The following is a 17,888-nucleotide window of genomic DNA, read 5'->3' as shown; positions in this document are numbered from 1 at the left end:
TTGGACACCTCGACGATGTCGAGTCCATGGATCGGTTGCACCGCAACCGATTTGCCCATCGAAGAAGGAGAACCATGAACGACAACGAGCTGTTCCGTTCGATCCAGTCACCGGTGTCCCTGGCTACGCACTCCGCGGGCCACAGCAACGCCCTGGTCGAGAACCCCTTCGAGGAAGCCGAGGACTGATCTCGGTGGGGTCTGCACACCACGATGTGCAGACCCCGGCCGGGCCGTCGCCATGGAACTTGCACCCAGAACCGAACTGTACGAATCCGATTCGGGATTCGTGCTCCGCACCGCCGACGACGAACACTTCGCTCTCGCGCTCGGCCACGACGAATTCGACCAACTGGCAGGAGCTTTGGCCGGCGCCGCGGCACCGGTGTCTGCGAAACCGAAGACGGCGCTGTCCCAGCTACTCGCCGCAGGCCATGTCGTTCCCGATCCGTCGACCGAGAAGGTTGCGGTGCTCGGCTGCGGCTCTGTCGCTGCTGCGCTGGTGGGAATGCTGGGACGCGTCGGTATGTCCACAGGGCATGCGGCGACTCGATCGATCACCGTCAGTGACGACGGCGTCGAGACTCTGGGGTCCGATGGGTCGATCGCGTGTTTCCGTGACGGCAATCTGTACGTCGTCGTGCCCGAGGGGGTCCGACCGACCGACGTGTCGATGCGGCGCGCCGCCTCCCGTCGGAACAGGCAACGAATCGAGGACGGCTACGCCCCTCGCGCCGGCGGGCGACGATTGACGTCGCCGATCCATCCGGTGTCCGACGCGGCGGCCGAATTCGTGGCGGCTCAGGTTCTGGCGGAGGTCATCGATCCCACGGCCGACCATTGCGTGACGGCGATCGACCTCCGTAGGCTCCGGGTGACTCGGCATCCGATTCTGCCTGTACCGGAACCGCCCCGATGACGGGGCGCGAGTACATGATCGGGGGACTTCGTACCTTCGTCGTGAAGGCGCGGAGCCCGCGTGCCGTGCTGTCGATTCGTACTCCGTACAACAGCGAAGCTCACCTCGCCGAGGCTGCGGGCTGGTCCGAGCGCGGATTCACCACCGTCGTACAGGACGTGCGCGGCCGATACGGCTCCACCGGGTCCTTTCGCCCGTATCACGGTGAGGGGGCCGACGGCCTGGCCTGTATCGAGTGGATGACCGCGCAAGCGTGGTGGTCGCGGGCCCCCTTCCTGTTCCTCTACGGCACGTCCTACGGGGCGCACTGTGCCACCGAAACAGCCTTCGTCGCAGCCGAATTCGAGGGAATTGCCGGCGTATCGGTCGTCGTGCCCGCTCTGGGGAAGGGGGAGACGGCGCGAAATCGAGACCGGGCCTTCTACCTGCAGTCGCGCCTCGGCTGGTGGTCCGAGCAGGGCGATGCTGCCCACTCTCGCGAGAGTTCGGCATCGGCGGATCTGCTCGAGACGCTGCCGGTGTCCGACATCGGAGGCTCGTCGAGCCCCCCGATACCCTCGTGGCACTCCGTCCTGGAGGCAGGCAGGTCGGATGCGGAACGCAGGAACCACGCTGCAGCACAACAGTGTTCGCTTCTGGCGCAGGGTGGGACGGCGGACTGGTTCACCCAGGACACCGTCGACATCTGGTCGTCGTGGGGTGGCCCGTCGGCACTCGCCCTCGGACCGTGGGATCACTCGATGCGGGGATCGGGTCGCGCCGAGCGCATGAGCGCATGGCTGGGTGGGGTGCTCGACGGTCGGCCGTGGACCGGAGCGCAGCTGTACGGCCACCCCGGTGGTCCGCTGCGGCTGGAGGCCTGGCCGAGTGCCCGAGCGACGATCGAGCTGCCCGGTGGCACTTTCGTCGCAGATCCTCTGCAGCCCTTCCCTTCCTGTACGCCCGGCACCGATGTTCGAGGGCTGGCGGAACGCTCGGACTGCCTTGCCCGTCCGGTGCCGTGGCGCGCTGGAGCCGTTGTCGGAACTCCCGTGGTGCGCGTCGACAGCGGCGACTGCGACCGGCACTGGGGCGCGATGCTCGTCGCCCACCGGCGCGGCGGCGGGGTGGAGCAACTGACCCACGGCATGTCCCTCGACTCCGTCGTGCACCTCGCGCCGTTGTCCACACACATTCACGAGGGAGAGGAACTGACACTGATGATCTCGGCCCACGCCTTCCCACGATATGCCCGCGATCTGCACACCGACGAAGACCATCTGTACGGAACCCGCACGGTGCCGATGCGACGCATCGTGCGCGGCATCGAGTTGGAGATGCCCGTATGAGCGAGGTCTCCTTCAGCGCAGACGATCTGGTCGACCCCTTCACCGGATTGATCCGTGCGCTGCATCCGGTCGAGAGGCTCGACGGGATGCCGGAACGGTACGTCGGACTGACGGCGGAGATCGCCGATACCCGTGCGCTCGGACAGTGGCCGTGCGACCTGGTGTCGCTCGGTACCACCTTCGCGGATCCCGCAGGGGCCAGGATTGCGGCGATCGGCGAGGCAGTGGAACGGTACTGCGGAAACTACGTACCGAACACGCTGCGCTACGCAACGCCCGCAGAACTGCGCGCCGAGGGTGTCCGCCATTGGGGGAAACAGACATTCGAGTTCTTCGCGCCCTGGCAGCTGAACTCGGAAGGCTTCCCTTTCGAACGTTTCACCGAGAACTCGCGAGTCGCCTGGGTCGACGGGGTATCGGACGACGGGGCTCTTGTCGCGATTCCGGCCTCGTACGTGTACCTCAACTGGCGCGGCGGATCTCGCAGGAAGGACCCGCGGATTCATCATCTGAACTACGCAGGCATCGCCACCGGACAGGGGCTCGACGACGCGGCCACACGTGGACTGCTCGAGCTCGTGGAGCGAGATTCGCTGTCGCTGTGGTGGCACTTGAACCTGCCTGCGCGGGGGATAGATCCGGCATCGGTGCCCGGACTCGCGGCAGACCTCGGCGACTCACGACTGCGGTGTCATCTCCTCGAGCTGCCGTCGTACTTCGGAGTTCCGGTGGTAGCGGCCGTTGTTCACGATCTCGAACTCGGGATCGTCGCAGGCGGCTTCTCGGCGAAGCTGGACCCGGTCGACACGGCACGCAAGGCCGTTCTCGAAGCGATCCACAGTTGGGTCTTCACCCGAGGACTGGTCGAAGCAGACGGCTGGGTGTTCGGATCGATGCGCGCCGGGGTGCTGTCGCCGGGTCTCTACCTGGACCACCGCGCCGATCGCAGCTACCTCGATGCCGCCGGAGCGCGCAGTGAACACATCCGCGACCTGGGTGCACAAGCCCAGGTGTGGCTCGATCCCCGTACTCAGGCCGCATATCTTCCCCGCTTCACGAATCCGGCGGAGACGATATCGATCGACGAGCTTCCCCACGGTGCCGCCGACGGTATGCGGAGCGCGCTCGCTGTAGCGGGCCACGAGGTGGTCGTCTGCGACATCACCACCTCGGACGTGGCGTCGACGCCACTGCGGGTGGCCCGGGTCTGTGCCTCCGGCTTGATTCCCAACGCCCCGGCCGCATTTCCCTACTTCGGGCTACCTCGGTGGCGCGACATCGCTCGACAGCACGCACCCGATTGCGACCCGACCGATCCGAACACGCTGCTGCTCGCTCCGCCCCCGAGCCTGTGACCGCCTTTCGACGCTTCGTTCTGGCGCGTGCGGTCGCCTGGATCGGTAACGCGATGTCCACGGTGGCCGTGCCGATGCTCGTCTATCAGTTGAGCGGCTCGCCGTTGCTGTCCGGCGTCGCTTTCGCGGTGGAGTCGTTGCCGTACTTGATGTTCGGACTGATCGCAGGTGCGCTGGCCGACAGGTACGACCGTCGCGCAGTCCTGCTCGCCACTCAACTCGGCAGTGCTCTCGCTCTGGCTTCCATCCCGGCGGCCCACCTGATCGCGTCGGTGACCGTTGCACACCTGATGATCATCGCGTTCGTCGTTTCGACGCTGTTCGTGTTCTTCGATGCCGCGTCCTTCGGCGTCGTACCGGCCTTGGTGGGACGCCATCGAATCGCCGACGCGACAGGCACACTCGTCAGCGTGGGCACGGTCATCGGGATCGCGGGCCCGTTGCTCGGTGGCGTTGCCGCGACGACTCTGGGTCCGCCGGGTGCCATCGCGATCGATGCACTGTGTTTTCTCGTCGCGACGGTGGTCACCTCGACGACCGCGCTACCCGTGAGCGCCGCGTCGGCTCCGGGCGGTTCCGGTCTGGGCAGGTCGATCGTAGAAGGGGTGTCATTCATTCGGCGTCACCGCGTGGTGCGGGCACTGACCGCGGTCGGCGTCGGGGTGAGCATCGCCAACGGTGTGGTGGTGGGACTGATGGTGGTCGTCGGCGTCCGGCAGCTCGGTCTGGCCGCCGAGGATGGGAGAATCGGATCACTCTATGCAGCAACGGCTCTCGGGGCATTCCTGGTCAGTCTGGTCAGTGCGCGCATCCAACGGGTGGTCGGGACCGGCGTGATCACGTGCCTCGGCTTGGTGGTGGCCTTCCTGTCGATGCTGGCGTGGTCCGTCACGGGAGTACTCGCTGTATCTCTGCTGGTTCTGATCGTCTATCAGGCCGCCAACACGATGATCGTCGTCAACGGCATCGTGGTTCGTCAGTCCGTCACGCCCGACCACCTGCAGTCCCGGGTGAACACCACGGCACGGATGATCGCGATGGGTGGAACTCCCTTCGGCGCTGCGGCAGGCGGGGCCGTTGCCGGTATGTTCGGCGTGACCGCGGCCGTCGTGCTCGGAGCGGGCGCGCTCGCTCTTGCGGGGGCGGTAGCCCTGTGGCTCGGGGTGCCGCGGCTACCGTTGCTTGCCGTCCTCACCGAGTCCGCCGAGCGCGAAGGCCAGTAGCGGAACGGACAGTCGGTCCAGGCGGAGCAAGTGCGAGAGCTCCTCGTCGTAGAAGCCCGAGATTGCACAGCACGCCGATTCGAGTGCGGTCGCGACCAAGTACAGGTTCTGCGCGGCGATGCCGGCGTCGATGTGCAGGGTGCGATAGTGGCGTTCGCTGTATTTGATCAGGGTTCGGTCGAGGCGTCCGACGAGAATCACGACGAAGGGTGCCCGCCGCGCGAATTGTGGCTGCACGAGGCATGATTCGAGCGCGTCGACGCACGGTCCGGTGCCGGTTCTGCTCAGAACGTGTCGATCCGGATCGAAAAGGTAGGTCCCCGAGTCGATCTCACCTGTACCGCGGAGGACCACGAGATGCAGGTCGATCGAATCGAGTCCGCCTGCCGTCGGATTCATCCGGAAGGTGTGCGGCGTGCCGTCCGGCCGCTCGGCAGTCCGACCGGGCCCCGCTGCCGACCGGAGAAGAGTCGAGAGCTGCAGCGCATCCATGTCCGCGAATCGATAGTGCGACCGTCGGTCGCGCAGTGCGGTGTCGAGGCGCATCGGTGGGAGTGGCGGTGGCGACGGCAGAACACATGTCCCGTCGGCTGCGGGGACGGTCGGAAGGCCCTCTCCGGTGCCGCGATCGAGGAGGCGTCGGTGCACATCGTGGACGCGCGCTACCGTGGAATCGAACGGATCTTCAGCCATGGAGTTCGACCTTAATCGAACACGGTAACCAGTGTCGATAAGGGATCGGGTATCTCGGTCGCGAGTCGCTCCTACTGGCAGTGAACGGTGGGGAATCGATTTCTCAGTGCGTCCAGCTGGCGATACAACTCGTACAGCGCCTGCTTCTGTGTCTGCGCTTCATCGCTGTGCCACACATGACTGCGTGAATCCCGGACTCTCAACGCCTTGCGCGCGAGCTGCTCGGACTCCTCGACGCGACTCGACGCGGCTGCGATCTCGGCGGTCAGCATGTCGTCGAACACCCGCGCCTGAGCCGCGTCCGAATTCTCTGCCATGTGGTCCACTCTCGATCTCGTGGCTCGACCGTTGATGGTTCGAGTACCGAAGATCAGGATAACCAACCGCAAAAAGACCGTCGGACCGGCTTCGGGGTTCGGAGACCTCGTTCTCGCACCTGGGCTACTACGCGGTGTAGTCGGTAGTAAGCTCCCGTCCATGCCGATGACCACGGATGGATCCGCGCTCCTGCGCGGTGCCTCCGTGGGCGGGCTGTCCGCGCTGGTCACCGTCGCAGCACACACGTTCGGTGGCGGGATGCTTCCATCCGACGCAGCGATGGTGCTGTTGGCCGTCGTATCCGCGGCGATCGGCTACGCGGCCGCTGCGGCACCGACGCAGGTGGCACCGCGCGCACAGTTGCCGATGATTCTGACCGCCGCGCAGTCGATCGGACACCTGCTGCTCACCGCCGTCGACGGTCACCATCACGGTCCGCTGATCACCCAGCAGATGTTCGCGGCCCACGCGGTTGCCATCCTGGTCGGCGCTCTGGCCATCCGCGGAGCCGAGCACGGCATCCGGCGCGCGGTGACCTCGCTACGCAAGGCTCTGCCCCTGTTGGCAACTCTGGTCGTCGACGAGTCCCGCGTCGCCCCCGAACTCCCGGTCTACCGACTCCCGGGATCTCCGCGGCTACTCGACCTGTCGGGTTGCGGAAGCCGCGGACCGCCTGTTCGAGCTGCCTGAGCACAGCCCACCGTCGCACCCGCCCTGCTCGTCAGGCGTCGGGTGGTGGGTTCTTGCCGCATTCGATTCCGCACATCGCACTCTCGGTGATTCACGCTGCTTCCGCGCGGCCTGGTCCCGCAGGCGATGCCACTTCGCGCATCCGCGCGCCCACTCATGCCTTCACGAAACGAGTCCTCGTGTCCACACCGGAAATGGAACGCGTCGCCGATCCTTCCCCGCCCACCCGTCCGACAAGCCCCCGCAGCTGGCGTCCCCTGATCCTGCGCCTGCACTTCTATGCCGGCATTCTCGTTGCACCGTTCATCCTGATCGCCACCATCAGCGGCGGGCTCTATGCCGTCGCACCGACCATCGAGCAACTCGTCTACCGCGACTACCTCCACGTGGATGCAACCGGCCCGGCCGTCCCCGTCGCACAACAGATTCGGGCTGCGCAGGCCGAACGACCCGATCTCACCGTCGCCGCCGTCCGCCCCGCAGCCGAGGCCGGCGACACCACCCGAGTGATGTTCACCGATCCGAGCCTCGGCGAATCCGAGCGGCTGGCCGTCTTCGTCGACCCCGCCACCGCGACGAACGTGGGTGAGCTGGCGGTCTACGGATCGTCGAGCGCCCTACCGTTGCGTACCTGGATATCCGAGCTACACCGGCACCTGCATCTGGGGGAGCCCGGACGCCTCTACAGTGAACTCGCCGCCTCGTGGCTGTGGGTGATCGCGCTCGGCGGCCTCTACCTGTGGTTCGAGCGCTATCGACGCAACCGCGACAAGGCAAGACTGCTCACCTTCGATCGAAAGTCGAAGGGGCGCAATCGGTCTTTGAACTGGCACGGAGTGGCGGGAATCTGGATCGCTGTTGGTCTGATCTTCCTGTCCGCCACCGGTCTCGCGTGGTCCACTTACGCGGGCGAGAACGTCACCGACCTACGCACGGCGCTGAGCTGGACCACCCCAGCCATCACCAAGACCATCGGTACCTCCGAGGCGACGACGACAGGTGACCACTCCGGTCACGGCGGTCATTCGATGGACATGTCGGCCGACGCGTCGATGACCGACGACAACGTCGGACGCATCGATTCGGTCCTCGACATCGCGAAGGCCAACGGTATCGACGGAGCGGTGGAGGCGTCGATACCCGCGTCGGACGACGCAGCGTTCGTCGTCGCCGAAACCCGTCAGCCCTGGGTGATGTCGAACAACTCCATCTCGGTCGACGGTGCCGCAGGCACGGTGATCGACACCCTGTACTTCTCCGACTGGCCCCTTGCCGCGAAGCTCTCGGCCTGGGGTATCCAACTGCACATGGGGACGCTGTTCGGTATAGCCAATCAGCTTGCCCTGCTCGCTCTTGCGGTCGCTCTGGCATCGGTCATCGTCCGCGGCTACATGATGTGGTGGAAACGCCGTCCCACCAGGGCAACCGGACTCACCGCGGGGCGGCCTCCGCTGCGCGGCGGCATTCGGCGAATCTCACCGATGGCCGTCGTCGCGCTGTCGGTCGTCGCGATCGCTGTCGGCTGGTTCGTTCCACTCCTCGGGCTGAGCCTGGTGGCGTTCCTCGCCGTCGACGTGGTCCTCGGGTCGATCCGCCGAGCACGGACCAGAACCGCCAATTCCGCTGCTTCCCAACACGAAAGCGAACTCGTATGAATCTCACCCGACGTACCTCGACGCTGTTGGCCGCACTGTCGGTCACCGGTCTGATCCTCACCGGATGCTCCGGCAAGGAGCCGGCCGCCGCGGCGAAGGAGTCCGATTCCGTCGTCGTCCGCGAGCAATGGGTCAAAGCGGCCGACGCCGGTATGACGGCGGCGTTCGCCGAACTGCAGAACACCGGCGACGCCGATGTGCACGTGGTCGGTGCGTCGTCGCCGGCGTCGAGCCGAATGGAATTGCACGAGATGGCAACCGGAGCCGACGGAGCGATGGTGATGCGGCCGAAGGAGGGCGGCTTCGTCATTCCGGCGGGCGGCACACACGTGCTCGCCGCGGGCGGTGACCACCTGATGTTGATGGACGTCACCTCGCCGCTGACCCCCGGAGCCGACGCGGAGTTCACCCTCGAGTTCGAGGATGCGTCGAGCACGACATTCACCGCGCAGGTACGGGACTTCCCCGGTGCCCAGGAGAATTACGAGCCCGGTGCCATGAACATGGACATGGACGGGTCGGCGACCCCTGCGCCGGCACACGGTGGCTGACAACGAAAACCGGTCCCCACGCTCGCTGAGCCGGCGACGCCTCCTCGGTGGAGGCGTCGCCGCGCTCGGCGTCGCGGGCGTGGGAGCGGCGACCGGTTACGGAATCATCGGCAACCGGGCCGAGGAGACGGCCACCGGGAGTGAGACGGTGCCGTGGCGGGGCCTGCATCAAGCGGGAATCGATACCGTTCCGCCACAGGCACACTCGACGTTCGTCGGGTTGAATCTGCAGGATCGTGTCGGGCGCGACCAGCTGATCGGAATCCTGAAGGTCTGGACCGAGGACATCGGACGGCTCACTGCCGGTGCGCCCGCGCTGGCCGATACCGAGGCCGAACTGGCGCTTCGGCCCGCACGCCTGACGGTGACCGTCGGACTCGGCCCCGGTGTGTTCGACGCGATCGGTCTGCCGGATCGGCGGCCGTCGTGGCTGGCACCCCTTCCTGCCTTCGGAATCGACCGTCTGGAACCGGAATTCACCGGTGGAGATCTGCTGCTGCAGGTGTGCTCGGACGATCCTGTCACCGTCGCACACGCCCTGCGGGTACTCACCAAGAACGTTCGCTCGTTGGTGACGATCGCCTGGACACAGCGCGGATTCCGGCGCTCGCGGGGTACCGAGGAATCGGGCACCACGATGCGCAATCTGATGGGGCAGGTGGACGGCACAGTCAATCCTGCGGCCGGAACTACGGACTTCGACACGTTGGTCTGGGACGACGGTAGCGATCAGCCCTGGATGCAGCACGGAACGTCGATGGTGTTGCGGCGCATCCGAATCGAGATGGACACCTGGGACGAACTGGACCGACCGGGCCGGGAACTGACGGTGGGGCGAACCCTCGACACCGGAGCCCCGTTGACCGGAACCGCAGAGTTCGACGTGGCCGATTTCGAGGTGACCGATCGATTCGGCATTCCGGTCATCCCACCGTCCTCGCACATCGCGCGGGCACGGCACCTTCACGACGGCGAGCGAATCTTCCGGCGGGCGTACAACTACGACGATCCGCCTGCTCCCGGTTCGGTGTCGAACTCCGGGCTGCTGTTCGCGAGCTATCAGCGCGATGTGCTCACCCAGTTCCTACCGATTCAGCAGCGCCTCGACGAATTCGATGCCCTGAACGAATGGACGACGCCGATCGGGTCAGCGGTGTTCGCGATACTGCCGGGAGTGGTCGGCGACGGCTATCTGGGGCAGAGCCTGCTCGGGTAACCAGGTGCGCTCAGGCCGGTACCAGAACCCTGTCCACGTTGGAGAGCGCCAGGCCCATGCTGGTGGTCATACCGATCCCGGTGGTGACGGTGGCGATGTGCACGCGATCGACCGGTTCTTCCAGCAGGAACTCCGAACCCGGTGCCGAGCAGTAGGTTCCCTGCCACCGCTCGGTGACGTCGATGCGGTCGACTCCGAACAGCGCCTTGGCTTCGGTGAGGAGCACCTGGAATCCCTCCTCGCTCTGGAACGGCGACGTGGTGATCTCGCGAACGTGTGTGTCGCCGAGCAGCATCGACCCGTCCGGTTGGGGGGTGTACATCTGATGCAGATCGAGCTCGACGTACCCGGGATACTCGGCCTGCAGGCGGGCGGCGACGTCTGTCACGGCGGGCAGATTCTCGAAGCCCGAGTACCGGAGCAGGGACCAGCCGGTGAACAGCGGGGTGGGTAGTGGAGCGCGAAGGGGCAGCGTGGCGCGCAGCATGTGCAGCCGACACCGCACCAGTCCGCCGCGTTCGGCGTACTCGGGAAACAGGCGATCGATGTCGTGGTTGACGGTGACGAACGTGGTGCCGGCATGCAGGTCACCGCGCGAGGTGTGGACGATGCCCGGTGCGAACGAGGTTGCAGCGGTGCGCCAGTGGAAATCCACCCCGGAGGTCTCGAGCCAGCGTGCGATGGCAGGCGCAGCAGCACGTGGGTCCACTTGGACGTCCAGCGGCAGGTACATGCCGCCGACCACATCGGTGTCGGCAATGGGGAGTCGGTTCAGCACCTCGGCGCGGTCCAGCAGCTGAACCTGCTCCTCACCCCGCAGTTCGGCGAACTGCTCGAGCACCGCGAACTCGTCCTCGTGCCGGGCGACGCAATGCGTTCCCGTTTCGGCAGCCCAGAAGCTCGCTGTGCGGGCGAGGTCGAGCCAGTGACTGCGGCCGACGCGCGCATAGTCCAGTGCAGTACCGGATTGCGCTGTGATGCAGGCGTGTCCGAAGTTCTGCACCGAGGCGCCTGAGACGCGATCGGCATGATCGACCACCGCCACGGTGAGCCCGCGCCGATGAGCGTGATAGGCGTGTGCAAGGCCGACGATGCCGGCCCCGACGACCACGACGTCGTAAGTGGAGGTCATGAGAAGTGTCTTTCTCGAGAGGTCATGTCAGGCGTTCATGACGGCGGTGAAGGTCATCCGGTCTCCGCGATAGAGCGACCGACGGTGTTCGATGGGAACCCCGTCGGTGTCGTAGGAGACACGGCCGAGCAGAAACATCGGTGTGCGGGTGTCGACGGTGAGTAGTGCAGCTTCCCTGGCATCGGGGAGGACGGTTTCGATGGTGTCGACGACGCGCCCGAACACGACTCCGCGCGTCCGCAACTCGGCATACAGCGACGAACGGTGATCGAAACTGTCCTGCAACCCCGGAATTCGATACGCGGGGATGCGAGTCGTTTCGAGTCCGACTCGGACGTCACCGGTGGTGAAGACGCGTTCGAGTTGTACCACTTCCGAACCGATCTCGATTCCGAGTAGATCCGCCAGCGCTGCGTCGGCTCGGAACGTGTCCCAGCCGACCAGGATTCGGGTAGCGCTCATGCCCTTCTCGCGCGCGGCCTCGGTATACGAGCCGATGGCCAGCGGCAGCACCACTTTGGGCTCGGCAACCACCGTCGCACGCCCCCGTCGTTCGATTCGACCGGCTACCAACAGTTCTCGGATGGCTTGACGCAGTGTTTCGCGAGACACGTCGTATCTGTCGGCGAGATCGCGCTCGGAAGGAAACGCGTCGCCCGCCGACATACCGTCGAGCATGGCGTCGAGACTTCTGCGCACGATCTGGTGCTTGAGTACGCGAGGTTCGGTGTCCACAACCATGGACCAACCATAGCACCAATTGGTCTAGACCTATTCGTCGTTCGACGTTCACAGTCCGTTCACTCGAGTTCCATGCAATGGTCTATACCAAACGGCAGTCTCTTCCTCATGTCGAACTCCACCAGCCCGAACACCAGCACCGCCATCGAGCTCGTCGTCCTGGACATGGCCGGAACCACCGTCACCGACGACGGTCTCGTGCTCGAATCGTTCGACGCCGCAGCCACTGCCGTCGGACTCGCCGACAGAGGACCGGAACGCGACGACGCCCGCCGCTACGTCCTCGACACGATGGGGCAGTCCAAGATCGAGGTGTTCCGCGCACTCTTCGGAACAGAGGACCGAGCCCAGGCTGCCAACCATGCGTTCGAGTCGGCCTACGACGCCCGCATCGACGACGGAATCGCGCCCGTTCCCGGTGCAGCCCAGGCCATCACGAAGCTCCGTGAATCCGGAATCACCGTCGTCCTGACCACCGGCTTCTCGGCACCGACGCAGAAACGCATCATCGACACACTCGGCTGGCAGGATCTGCCCGACGCGTTCCTCGCACCCGGCGATGCCGGTCGTGGCAGGCCCCACCCGGATCTCGTCCTCTCGGCTGCGCTGCTCGCCGAGGTCAGTGACATCGCTGCGGTCGCGGTCGTCGGAGACACGTCCAGCGACATTCTGTCCGGTCGCCGAGCCGGCGCATCTCTGCTGGTCGGGGTGCTCACCGGAGCTCACTCCGAGGACCGACTGCGTGAGGCCGGCGCCACCCACGTGCTCGACAGCGTCGCCGACCTTCCCCCCATCGTTCTGCCTTGAACAGCTTGCCTTGAACAGCTCTGTCCTGAACATCCACCACACCCCGAACGGAAACCACGCCATGATCACCACCTCTCGCCGTCGTGCCGGAACCGCCGCGGCCATGCTCTCTGCTGCGGCTCTGGTCGCAGCCGGTTGTTCGAGCTCCTCCGACGGAGCCACCACCGAGCAAGGTTTCCCCGAAACCATCACGCTCGCTGCAATTCCCGCCGAGAACTCCACCGACCTGAAGGCCAGCTACGACCCCGTCATCGAACGGCTGGAGAACGAGACCGGAGCGAGCGTCGAGTTCGTCCAGGCCTCGGACTACGCCGGTGTGGTCGAGGGCCTGATCGCCGGCAACGTCGACATCGCGTTCTTCGGACCCTTCGCCTACGTTGTCGCGGGCATCAACGGTGCGGACATGACACCACTGGGTGCCGTCGTCCAGGACGAAGGAACTCCTCCCGGCTACCAGTCGTACGGAATCGCTCGTTCGGACAATGCAACCGTGAACGGTCTCGCCGACTACGCAGGCAAGAAGGTCTGCTTCGTCGACCCGAGCTCCACTTCCGGATTCCTCTACCCGACAGCGGGACTCATCGAGGACAACGTCATTTCCTCCGGTTCCGAGGCCGACATCTCCGCCGCCATGAGTCCGATCTACGCCGGCGGTCACGATGCATCGGCACTTGCAGTCAAGGCCGGAGACTGCGACGCCGGATTCGCCTTCGACACCATGGTCGACCGGACGATGATCGACAACGGCGAACTCGCACCGGGTGAGCTCAAGACGGTGTGGAAGTCCGAGATGATCGCCGGCTCGCTCTTCGCGGCCAACAACGAACTCGGTGCCGACGCCATCGCCAAGCTCGAAGACGTCTTCAGCGAGGGCATGAACTCGGATGCCTTCGTCGCCGACGGCATCTGCGCCGAGGAATGCCGCATCACCGACGAGGACGCCTGGGGCGTCGTCCCGGCGCAGGACAGCGACTACGACGGCGTGCGCACCGTGTGCGAGGTCACCGGCTCCGAGAAGTGCCAGGGCTGATGATGTCCGCACCGATGGACCGAGGCGATATGGTGGTCAGCGTTCGCAACGTCACCAAGACGTTCGGATCCACCACCGCGCTCAAGGACGTGAATCTCGATGTCCACCACAGCGAGATGTTGGTTCTGCTCGGGCTTTCCGGCTCCGGCAAGTCGACGCTGTTGCGGTGCATCAACGGCCTGCATCCCGTCACCTCGGGTAGCGTCACCGCCCTCGACATTCGCGTCGACCTCGCGAACCGGCGCCGGGTACGCGAACTGCGCCGAGATGTCGGCTTCATCTTTCAACACTTCAACCTCGTGGGCCGGTTGAGCTGCCTCGAGAACGTACTCGTCGGAGGTATCGGCCGCCTGTCGATTCCGCGCTACGGCGCAGCCACCTACCCGAAAGCGATGCGCGAGGAAGCGCGGGCGTGCCTCGACCGAGTCGGGTTGGCGGACTTCGCCGAACGGCGCGCCGACACACTGTCGGGCGGGCAGCAACAACGGGTGGCGATCGCACGCACCCTGATGCAGCGTCCGCGGATCGTGCTCGCCGACGAGCCCGTTGCGTCCCTCGATCCCGAGAACGCGGGCGTGGTGATGGATCTGTTGCAGCGAGTGTGCAGCGAGGAGAAGCTGACCGTGGTGTGCACCCTGCACCAGGTCGATCTCGCGCTCGGCTGGGCGCACCGCCTCGTGGGTCTACGAGACGGTCGGGTGGTGCTCGATCGCCCGGCCGCTGGTCTTCAGCGCGAGGACATCATGCCGATCTATCAGCGGATCGCGCCCGACCCCGGGAACAGAACCACGGTGGCACCGACATGACTGTCACCGTCGAACCGAAGCCCGCAAACGCTGCTACACAGAACGATCCGCGGCGACGACGATGGCTGTTCCCGGCGCTGGGCGTCGCCGCGCTCGTTCTCACAATGCTCTCGGCGGGGTACATCGACTTCGCGCCGACGACGTTGATCGACGGTCTCGAGGATGTCGGCAACCTGCTCGAGCGGATGCTGCCGCCTCGCGTCGACGACACCGGCAGGATCGTCTCCCTCGCACTCGACACCTTGCTCATGGCAGTACTGGGCACCGTGCTCGCAGCGATCGTCTCGGTACCGTTGGCGTTTCTCGCGGCGCGCAACACCTCGCCGCATCCGGTCCTCTACAGCATCGCTCGCGCCGTCATCACGTTCTGCCGGGCGATGCCGGACCTGCTGTTCGCAGTGCTGTTCGTCAGGGCGTTGGGAATCGGTGTGCTACCCGGAATCCTCGCCCTCGCACTGCATTCCATCGGTATGCTGGGCAAGCTGTTCGCCGACGCCATCGAAGAGACCGATGTCGGACCACGAGAGGCCCTCCGTGCCGCTGGGGCGGGCTACTACAGGGAAATGATCAACGCCGTTGTTCCGCAGGTCGTTCCGGCGTGGATCGGAGCCTTCGTCTATCGAATCGACATCAACCTGCGCATGTCGGTGGTGCTCGGCTTCGTCGGGGCAGGCGGTATCGGTTTCGCGCTGCAGGACGCCCTGCGGGGCCTGATCTACCCGCGTGCCCTCGGAATCGTGCTGGTGATCCTGGTGATCATCGCCGCGATGGAACTGGCAGCGATGGCTCTTCGTCGCATGTTGCTGGTGCCGTCCGCGGCGGGCCCGCAGCGCGATCGATTGATGCGAATCGGGGCGTCGGCCGTGCTCGTCCTCGCGATCGTGGCGTCGTTCGTGGTTCTCGAATTGGATCCACGCTCGCTGCTGACGTGGATCGGGCCGTCGATCGAGGTGTTCGGGCGAATGGTCCCACCTGACTTCTCTGCGCTGGGAGCGGACCTGTTCGACGCCGCCGTACAGACCGTCGCCATCGGAGTCGTGGCCACCGCAATCGGTATCGTATTGTCGATACCCGTCGGAGTCCTGGCCGCGCGCAACGCAACTCCGCATCCCTCGGTGTACTGGATCGCGAGATCGTGGATCCTGCTGGTTCGCGCCGTCCCCGAACTCATCCTGGCCGTCGTGTTCGTCGCAGCGCTCGGACTGGGCCCGGTGGCGGGAACGTGCGCACTGGCCATAGGATCCGTCGGATTCCTCGGCAAACTCGTCGCCGACGCGATCGAGGAGATCGATCCCGGTCCCCTCGAAGCTGTGGCGTCGGTCGGTGGCGGTTGGTGGAATCGGACGCTGAGTGCCGTTGTTCCTCAGGCCATTCCGTCGATGGTTGGCTCGAGCTTGTATCTGCTCGACGTGAACATTCGTACCTCCACCATCCTGGGGATCGTCGGTGCAGGCGGTATAGGCTTCCTGCTCTTCGAGTCGATTCGTACCCTGAACTTCGACGTCGCCGGTGCCATCGTTCTCGTCATCTTCGTCGTCGTGTACATCGTGGAAAGGATCTCCGGATGGATCAGGTCAATGTTGGTCTGACACGGGCCGCTGTCTGGACCGGCGACGGGATCGACATGTGGGACATCGAGATTCCTACCCTCGAGCCGGAAGATCTGCTGGTGCGAGTCGATCTGGCGACGGTGTGCGGTAGCGACTTGCATACGGTGTCGGGTCGACGGAACGGAGCGTGCCCATCGGTACTCGGTCACGAGGCCGTGGGCCACGTCGTCGCCGTCGGCGATGCCACGTCCATTGCAGCAGTGGGGGATCGGATCGTCTGGTCGGTCACCGTGTCCTGTGGTCGGTGCGACCGATGTATCTCCGGGTTCACTGCCAAGTGTTCGGCTGTGCGCAAGGTGGGGCACGAATCGGCTACGAGCGCATGGACGCTCAGTGGTTCCTACGCCCGGCACATCGTCCTTCCGCATGGAACCGCGGTAGCCCGGGTTCCGCACTCCATGCCCGACGCCGTCGCCGCGCCTGCTGCGTGTGCGACGGCCACGGTCATGGCTGCTCTCGATGCGGCAGGTGCACTCGAGAGCAAGAGGGTGCTGATCGTGGGTGCAGGAATGCTGGGGATCACTGCCGCTGCAGCGGGAGCCGAGCGAGGAGCAACGGTCCGCGTACTCGATCGAGACCCCGAAAGGCAACGGCTCTGTCGTGCATTCGGTGCCGATGAGGACGACGGTGCACAGACGGATGTGGCGATCGACTTCTCCGGATCGTCGTCGGCAGTGCAGGCCGCATTGGGCAGGCTCGACATCGGCGGACGGCTCGTGCTCGCCGGTTCGGTCGCGCCAGGTCCGCCGATCACCGTCGACCCAGAAGCGGTCGTGCGGAATTGGTTGACCGTCACCGGCATCCACAACTACGAGCCGCGGCACCTCCATCAGGCCGTTGCCTTCCTACGCGACACCGGTGAGAAGTATCCGTGGGAATCCCTCGTCGAGGCGCCGGTGCCCCTGGCCGAACTCGCATCGGTGTTGCGGCCGACGCCGTCGGGAATTCTTCGGTCGTCGGTCGCTCCGTGAAGAGCGCAATTGGATTGCGTTTTCCGTAGCCGGGATACACCCCTATATGCCCGAAGGTGACACCGTGTTCGTATTGGCCGCGAGGTTGCGTCGAGCATTGGACGGCGCATCGTTGCGCGCCGGAACGCTGCAGGTGCCCGCGCACGCAGTGGAGAATCTTGCCGGGCGAATTGTCGTCGCCCATCGGACCCACGGCAAGCATCTGCTCACCGATTTCGATGACGACACGACGGTGCACACGCATCTGCGGATGAGCGGATCGTGGACGGTGGTGCGGGCCGGTCGGTCGATTCCGCAGCGGGTCCGACCCGACGTGCGGGTCCGGCTCGCCGTGGTCGACGGGCCAACCGCCTACGGAATTCTGCTGCCGGTCGTCGACTACGGATACACGCCGGACATGAACGCGCTGATCGCGCATCTCGGACCGGACCCGCTGCATCCGGCGTTCGACGCCGAGCGCGGTGTTGCCAACATCGCCGCCCAGGGAAGGCGGCCGATCATTGCGACGTTGCTGGACCAACGGGTGATCGCCGGGCCAGGAAATCTGTGGGCCAACGAGCTCTGCTTTCTGCGCGGGCTGTGGCCGTGGACGCCGTCGGGTGATGTCGACGCCCAGCGTTTGGTTGCGTTGCTCGAGCGAGCGATGCGTCATTCGGCGACAGTTCCGGGTGCGATGCAGGTGACCACGGGGGACACTCGCCGGGGCCGTGCGCACTGGGTCGCCGGTCGTGCCGGACAACCGTGCCTGCGGTGTGGAACGTCGATTCGGGTGGTCGCCGAAGTGGACGGTGACCCGGACAAGCGTCGAACGTGGTGGTGTCCGAGCTGTCAACCAGAGTAGTAG

19 protein-coding genes are annotated in these 17,888 nt (G+C 65.5%); 15 read left to right on the top strand and 4 right to left on the bottom strand.

The window, feature by feature from the left end:
- Positions 1–74 precede the first annotated feature (74 nt).
- Genes amiA through AYK61_RS11590 form a run of 5 tightly spaced genes read left to right on the top strand, consistent with a single transcriptional unit; the run spans position 75 to position 4,824 of the window.
- On the top strand, positions 75–188 hold the full coding sequence (gene amiA, locus AYK61_RS27815; RefSeq protein ID WP_254924168.1) for a streptamidine family RiPP: 114 nt from the start codon (positions 75–77) through the stop codon (positions 186–188).
- A 52-nt stretch (positions 189–240) separates the two neighbouring features.
- Positions 241–918, top strand: a complete 678-nt coding sequence (locus AYK61_RS11605) for a hypothetical protein (RefSeq protein WP_121870916.1) — start codon at positions 241–243, stop codon at positions 916–918.
- Positions 915–2,246 (top strand): CocE/NonD family hydrolase, encoded by a 1,332-nt coding sequence (locus AYK61_RS11600; protein ID WP_121870915.1) that lies wholly within the window; start codon positions 915–917, stop codon positions 2,244–2,246. Before AYK61_RS11605 ends, AYK61_RS11600 begins: the two co-directional genes overlap by 4 nt.
- Positions 2,243–3,601, top strand: a complete 1,359-nt coding sequence (locus AYK61_RS11595) for a YcaO-like family protein (protein WP_121870914.1) — start codon at positions 2,243–2,245, stop codon at positions 3,599–3,601. Before AYK61_RS11600 ends, AYK61_RS11595 begins: the two co-directional genes overlap by 4 nt.
- Positions 3,598–4,824, top strand: a complete 1,227-nt coding sequence (locus AYK61_RS11590) for an MFS transporter (RefSeq protein WP_183130243.1) — start codon at positions 3,598–3,600, stop codon at positions 4,822–4,824. Before AYK61_RS11595 ends, AYK61_RS11590 begins: the two co-directional genes overlap by 4 nt.
- Here AYK61_RS11590 and AYK61_RS11585 read toward each other — a convergent pair.
- Both AYK61_RS11585 and AYK61_RS11580 read right to left on the bottom strand, forming a co-directional pair.
- Complete coding sequence (locus AYK61_RS11585; RefSeq protein WP_121870912.1) at positions 4,774–5,517, bottom strand: SagB family peptide dehydrogenase; 744 nt, start codon at positions 5,515–5,517, stop codon at positions 4,774–4,776. The genes AYK61_RS11590 and AYK61_RS11585 overlap by 51 nt on opposite strands.
- A gap of 71 nt (positions 5,518–5,588) precedes the next feature.
- Positions 5,589–5,834 (bottom strand): hypothetical protein, encoded by a 246-nt coding sequence (locus AYK61_RS11580; RefSeq protein WP_121870911.1) that lies wholly within the window; start codon positions 5,832–5,834, stop codon positions 5,589–5,591.
- Positions 5,835–5,994: 160 nt separating this feature from the next.
- Here AYK61_RS11580 and AYK61_RS11575 point away from each other — a divergent pair, with 160 nt between their 5' ends.
- The 4 genes from AYK61_RS11575 (at position 5,995) to AYK61_RS11560 (ending at position 9,947) form a co-directional block, all read left to right on the top strand.
- A complete protein-coding gene (locus tag AYK61_RS11575) occupies positions 5,995–6,525 on the top strand; it encodes a hypothetical protein (RefSeq protein ID WP_145977556.1) in 531 nt (176 codons plus the stop codon).
- A 179-nt stretch (positions 6,526–6,704) separates the two neighbouring features.
- Positions 6,705–8,180, top strand: coding sequence for a PepSY domain-containing protein (locus AYK61_RS11570; protein ID WP_259468016.1), 1,476 nt, complete (start codon positions 6,705–6,707; stop codon positions 8,178–8,180).
- Positions 8,177–8,731, top strand: a complete 555-nt coding sequence (locus AYK61_RS11565) for a copper chaperone PCu(A)C (RefSeq protein WP_121870908.1) — start codon at positions 8,177–8,179, stop codon at positions 8,729–8,731. Before AYK61_RS11570 ends, AYK61_RS11565 begins: the two co-directional genes overlap by 4 nt.
- A complete protein-coding gene (locus AYK61_RS11560; RefSeq protein ID WP_121870907.1) occupies positions 8,724–9,947 on the top strand; it encodes a Dyp-type peroxidase in 1,224 nt (407 codons plus the stop codon). The genes AYK61_RS11565 and AYK61_RS11560 overlap by 8 nt, the downstream gene beginning before the upstream one ends.
- Before the next feature lie 10 nt (positions 9,948–9,957).
- On the opposite strand, the gene AYK61_RS11555 is transcribed toward AYK61_RS11560, so the two are convergent.
- Both AYK61_RS11555 and AYK61_RS11550 read right to left on the bottom strand, forming a co-directional pair.
- Positions 9,958–11,079, bottom strand: coding sequence for a TIGR03364 family FAD-dependent oxidoreductase (locus AYK61_RS11555; RefSeq protein WP_121870906.1), 1,122 nt, complete (start codon positions 11,077–11,079; stop codon positions 9,958–9,960).
- Between the two features lie 27 nt (positions 11,080–11,106).
- Positions 11,107–11,820, bottom strand: coding sequence for a GntR family transcriptional regulator (locus AYK61_RS11550; RefSeq protein WP_121870905.1), 714 nt, complete (start codon positions 11,818–11,820; stop codon positions 11,107–11,109).
- Between the two features lie 108 nt (positions 11,821–11,928).
- On the opposite strand from AYK61_RS11550, the gene AYK61_RS11545 reads away from it, so the two are divergent.
- From AYK61_RS11545 to AYK61_RS11520, 6 genes are all read left to right on the top strand, one after another.
- Positions 11,929–12,627 carry a phosphonatase-like hydrolase gene (locus AYK61_RS11545; RefSeq protein WP_121870904.1) on the top strand — a complete coding sequence of 233 codons (699 nt, stop codon included), beginning with the start codon at positions 11,929–11,931 and terminating at the stop codon, positions 12,625–12,627.
- 61 nt (positions 12,628–12,688) lie between these two features.
- Positions 12,689–13,657, top strand: coding sequence for a phosphate/phosphite/phosphonate ABC transporter substrate-binding protein (locus AYK61_RS11540; protein ID WP_121870903.1), 969 nt, complete (start codon positions 12,689–12,691; stop codon positions 13,655–13,657).
- Positions 13,657–14,463, top strand: coding sequence for a phosphonate ABC transporter ATP-binding protein (gene phnC, locus AYK61_RS11535; RefSeq protein WP_183130242.1), 807 nt, complete (start codon positions 13,657–13,659; stop codon positions 14,461–14,463). Before AYK61_RS11540 ends, phnC begins: the two co-directional genes overlap by 1 nt.
- Positions 14,464–14,567: 104 nt before the next feature.
- Entirely contained in the window at positions 14,568–16,052 is a 1,485-nt protein-coding gene (phnE, locus tag AYK61_RS11530) for a phosphonate ABC transporter, permease protein PhnE (RefSeq protein WP_397485467.1), read from the top strand.
- On the top strand, positions 16,028–17,044 hold the full coding sequence (locus tag AYK61_RS11525; RefSeq protein ID WP_121870901.1) for a zinc-binding dehydrogenase: 1,017 nt from the start codon (positions 16,028–16,030) through the stop codon (positions 17,042–17,044). Before phnE ends, AYK61_RS11525 begins: the two co-directional genes overlap by 25 nt.
- Positions 17,045–17,090: 46 nt before the next feature.
- A complete protein-coding gene (locus AYK61_RS11520) occupies positions 17,091–17,885 on the top strand; it encodes a DNA-formamidopyrimidine glycosylase family protein (protein WP_121870900.1) in 795 nt (264 codons plus the stop codon).
- Positions 17,886–17,888: the final 3 nt, after the last annotated feature.

This window comes from Rhodococcus sp. SBT000017 (genome assembly GCF_003688915.1).
GTDB lineage: Bacteria > Actinomycetota > Actinomycetes > Mycobacteriales > Mycobacteriaceae > Rhodococcoides.
This window is presented reverse-complemented; position numbering and strand designations above follow the sequence as displayed.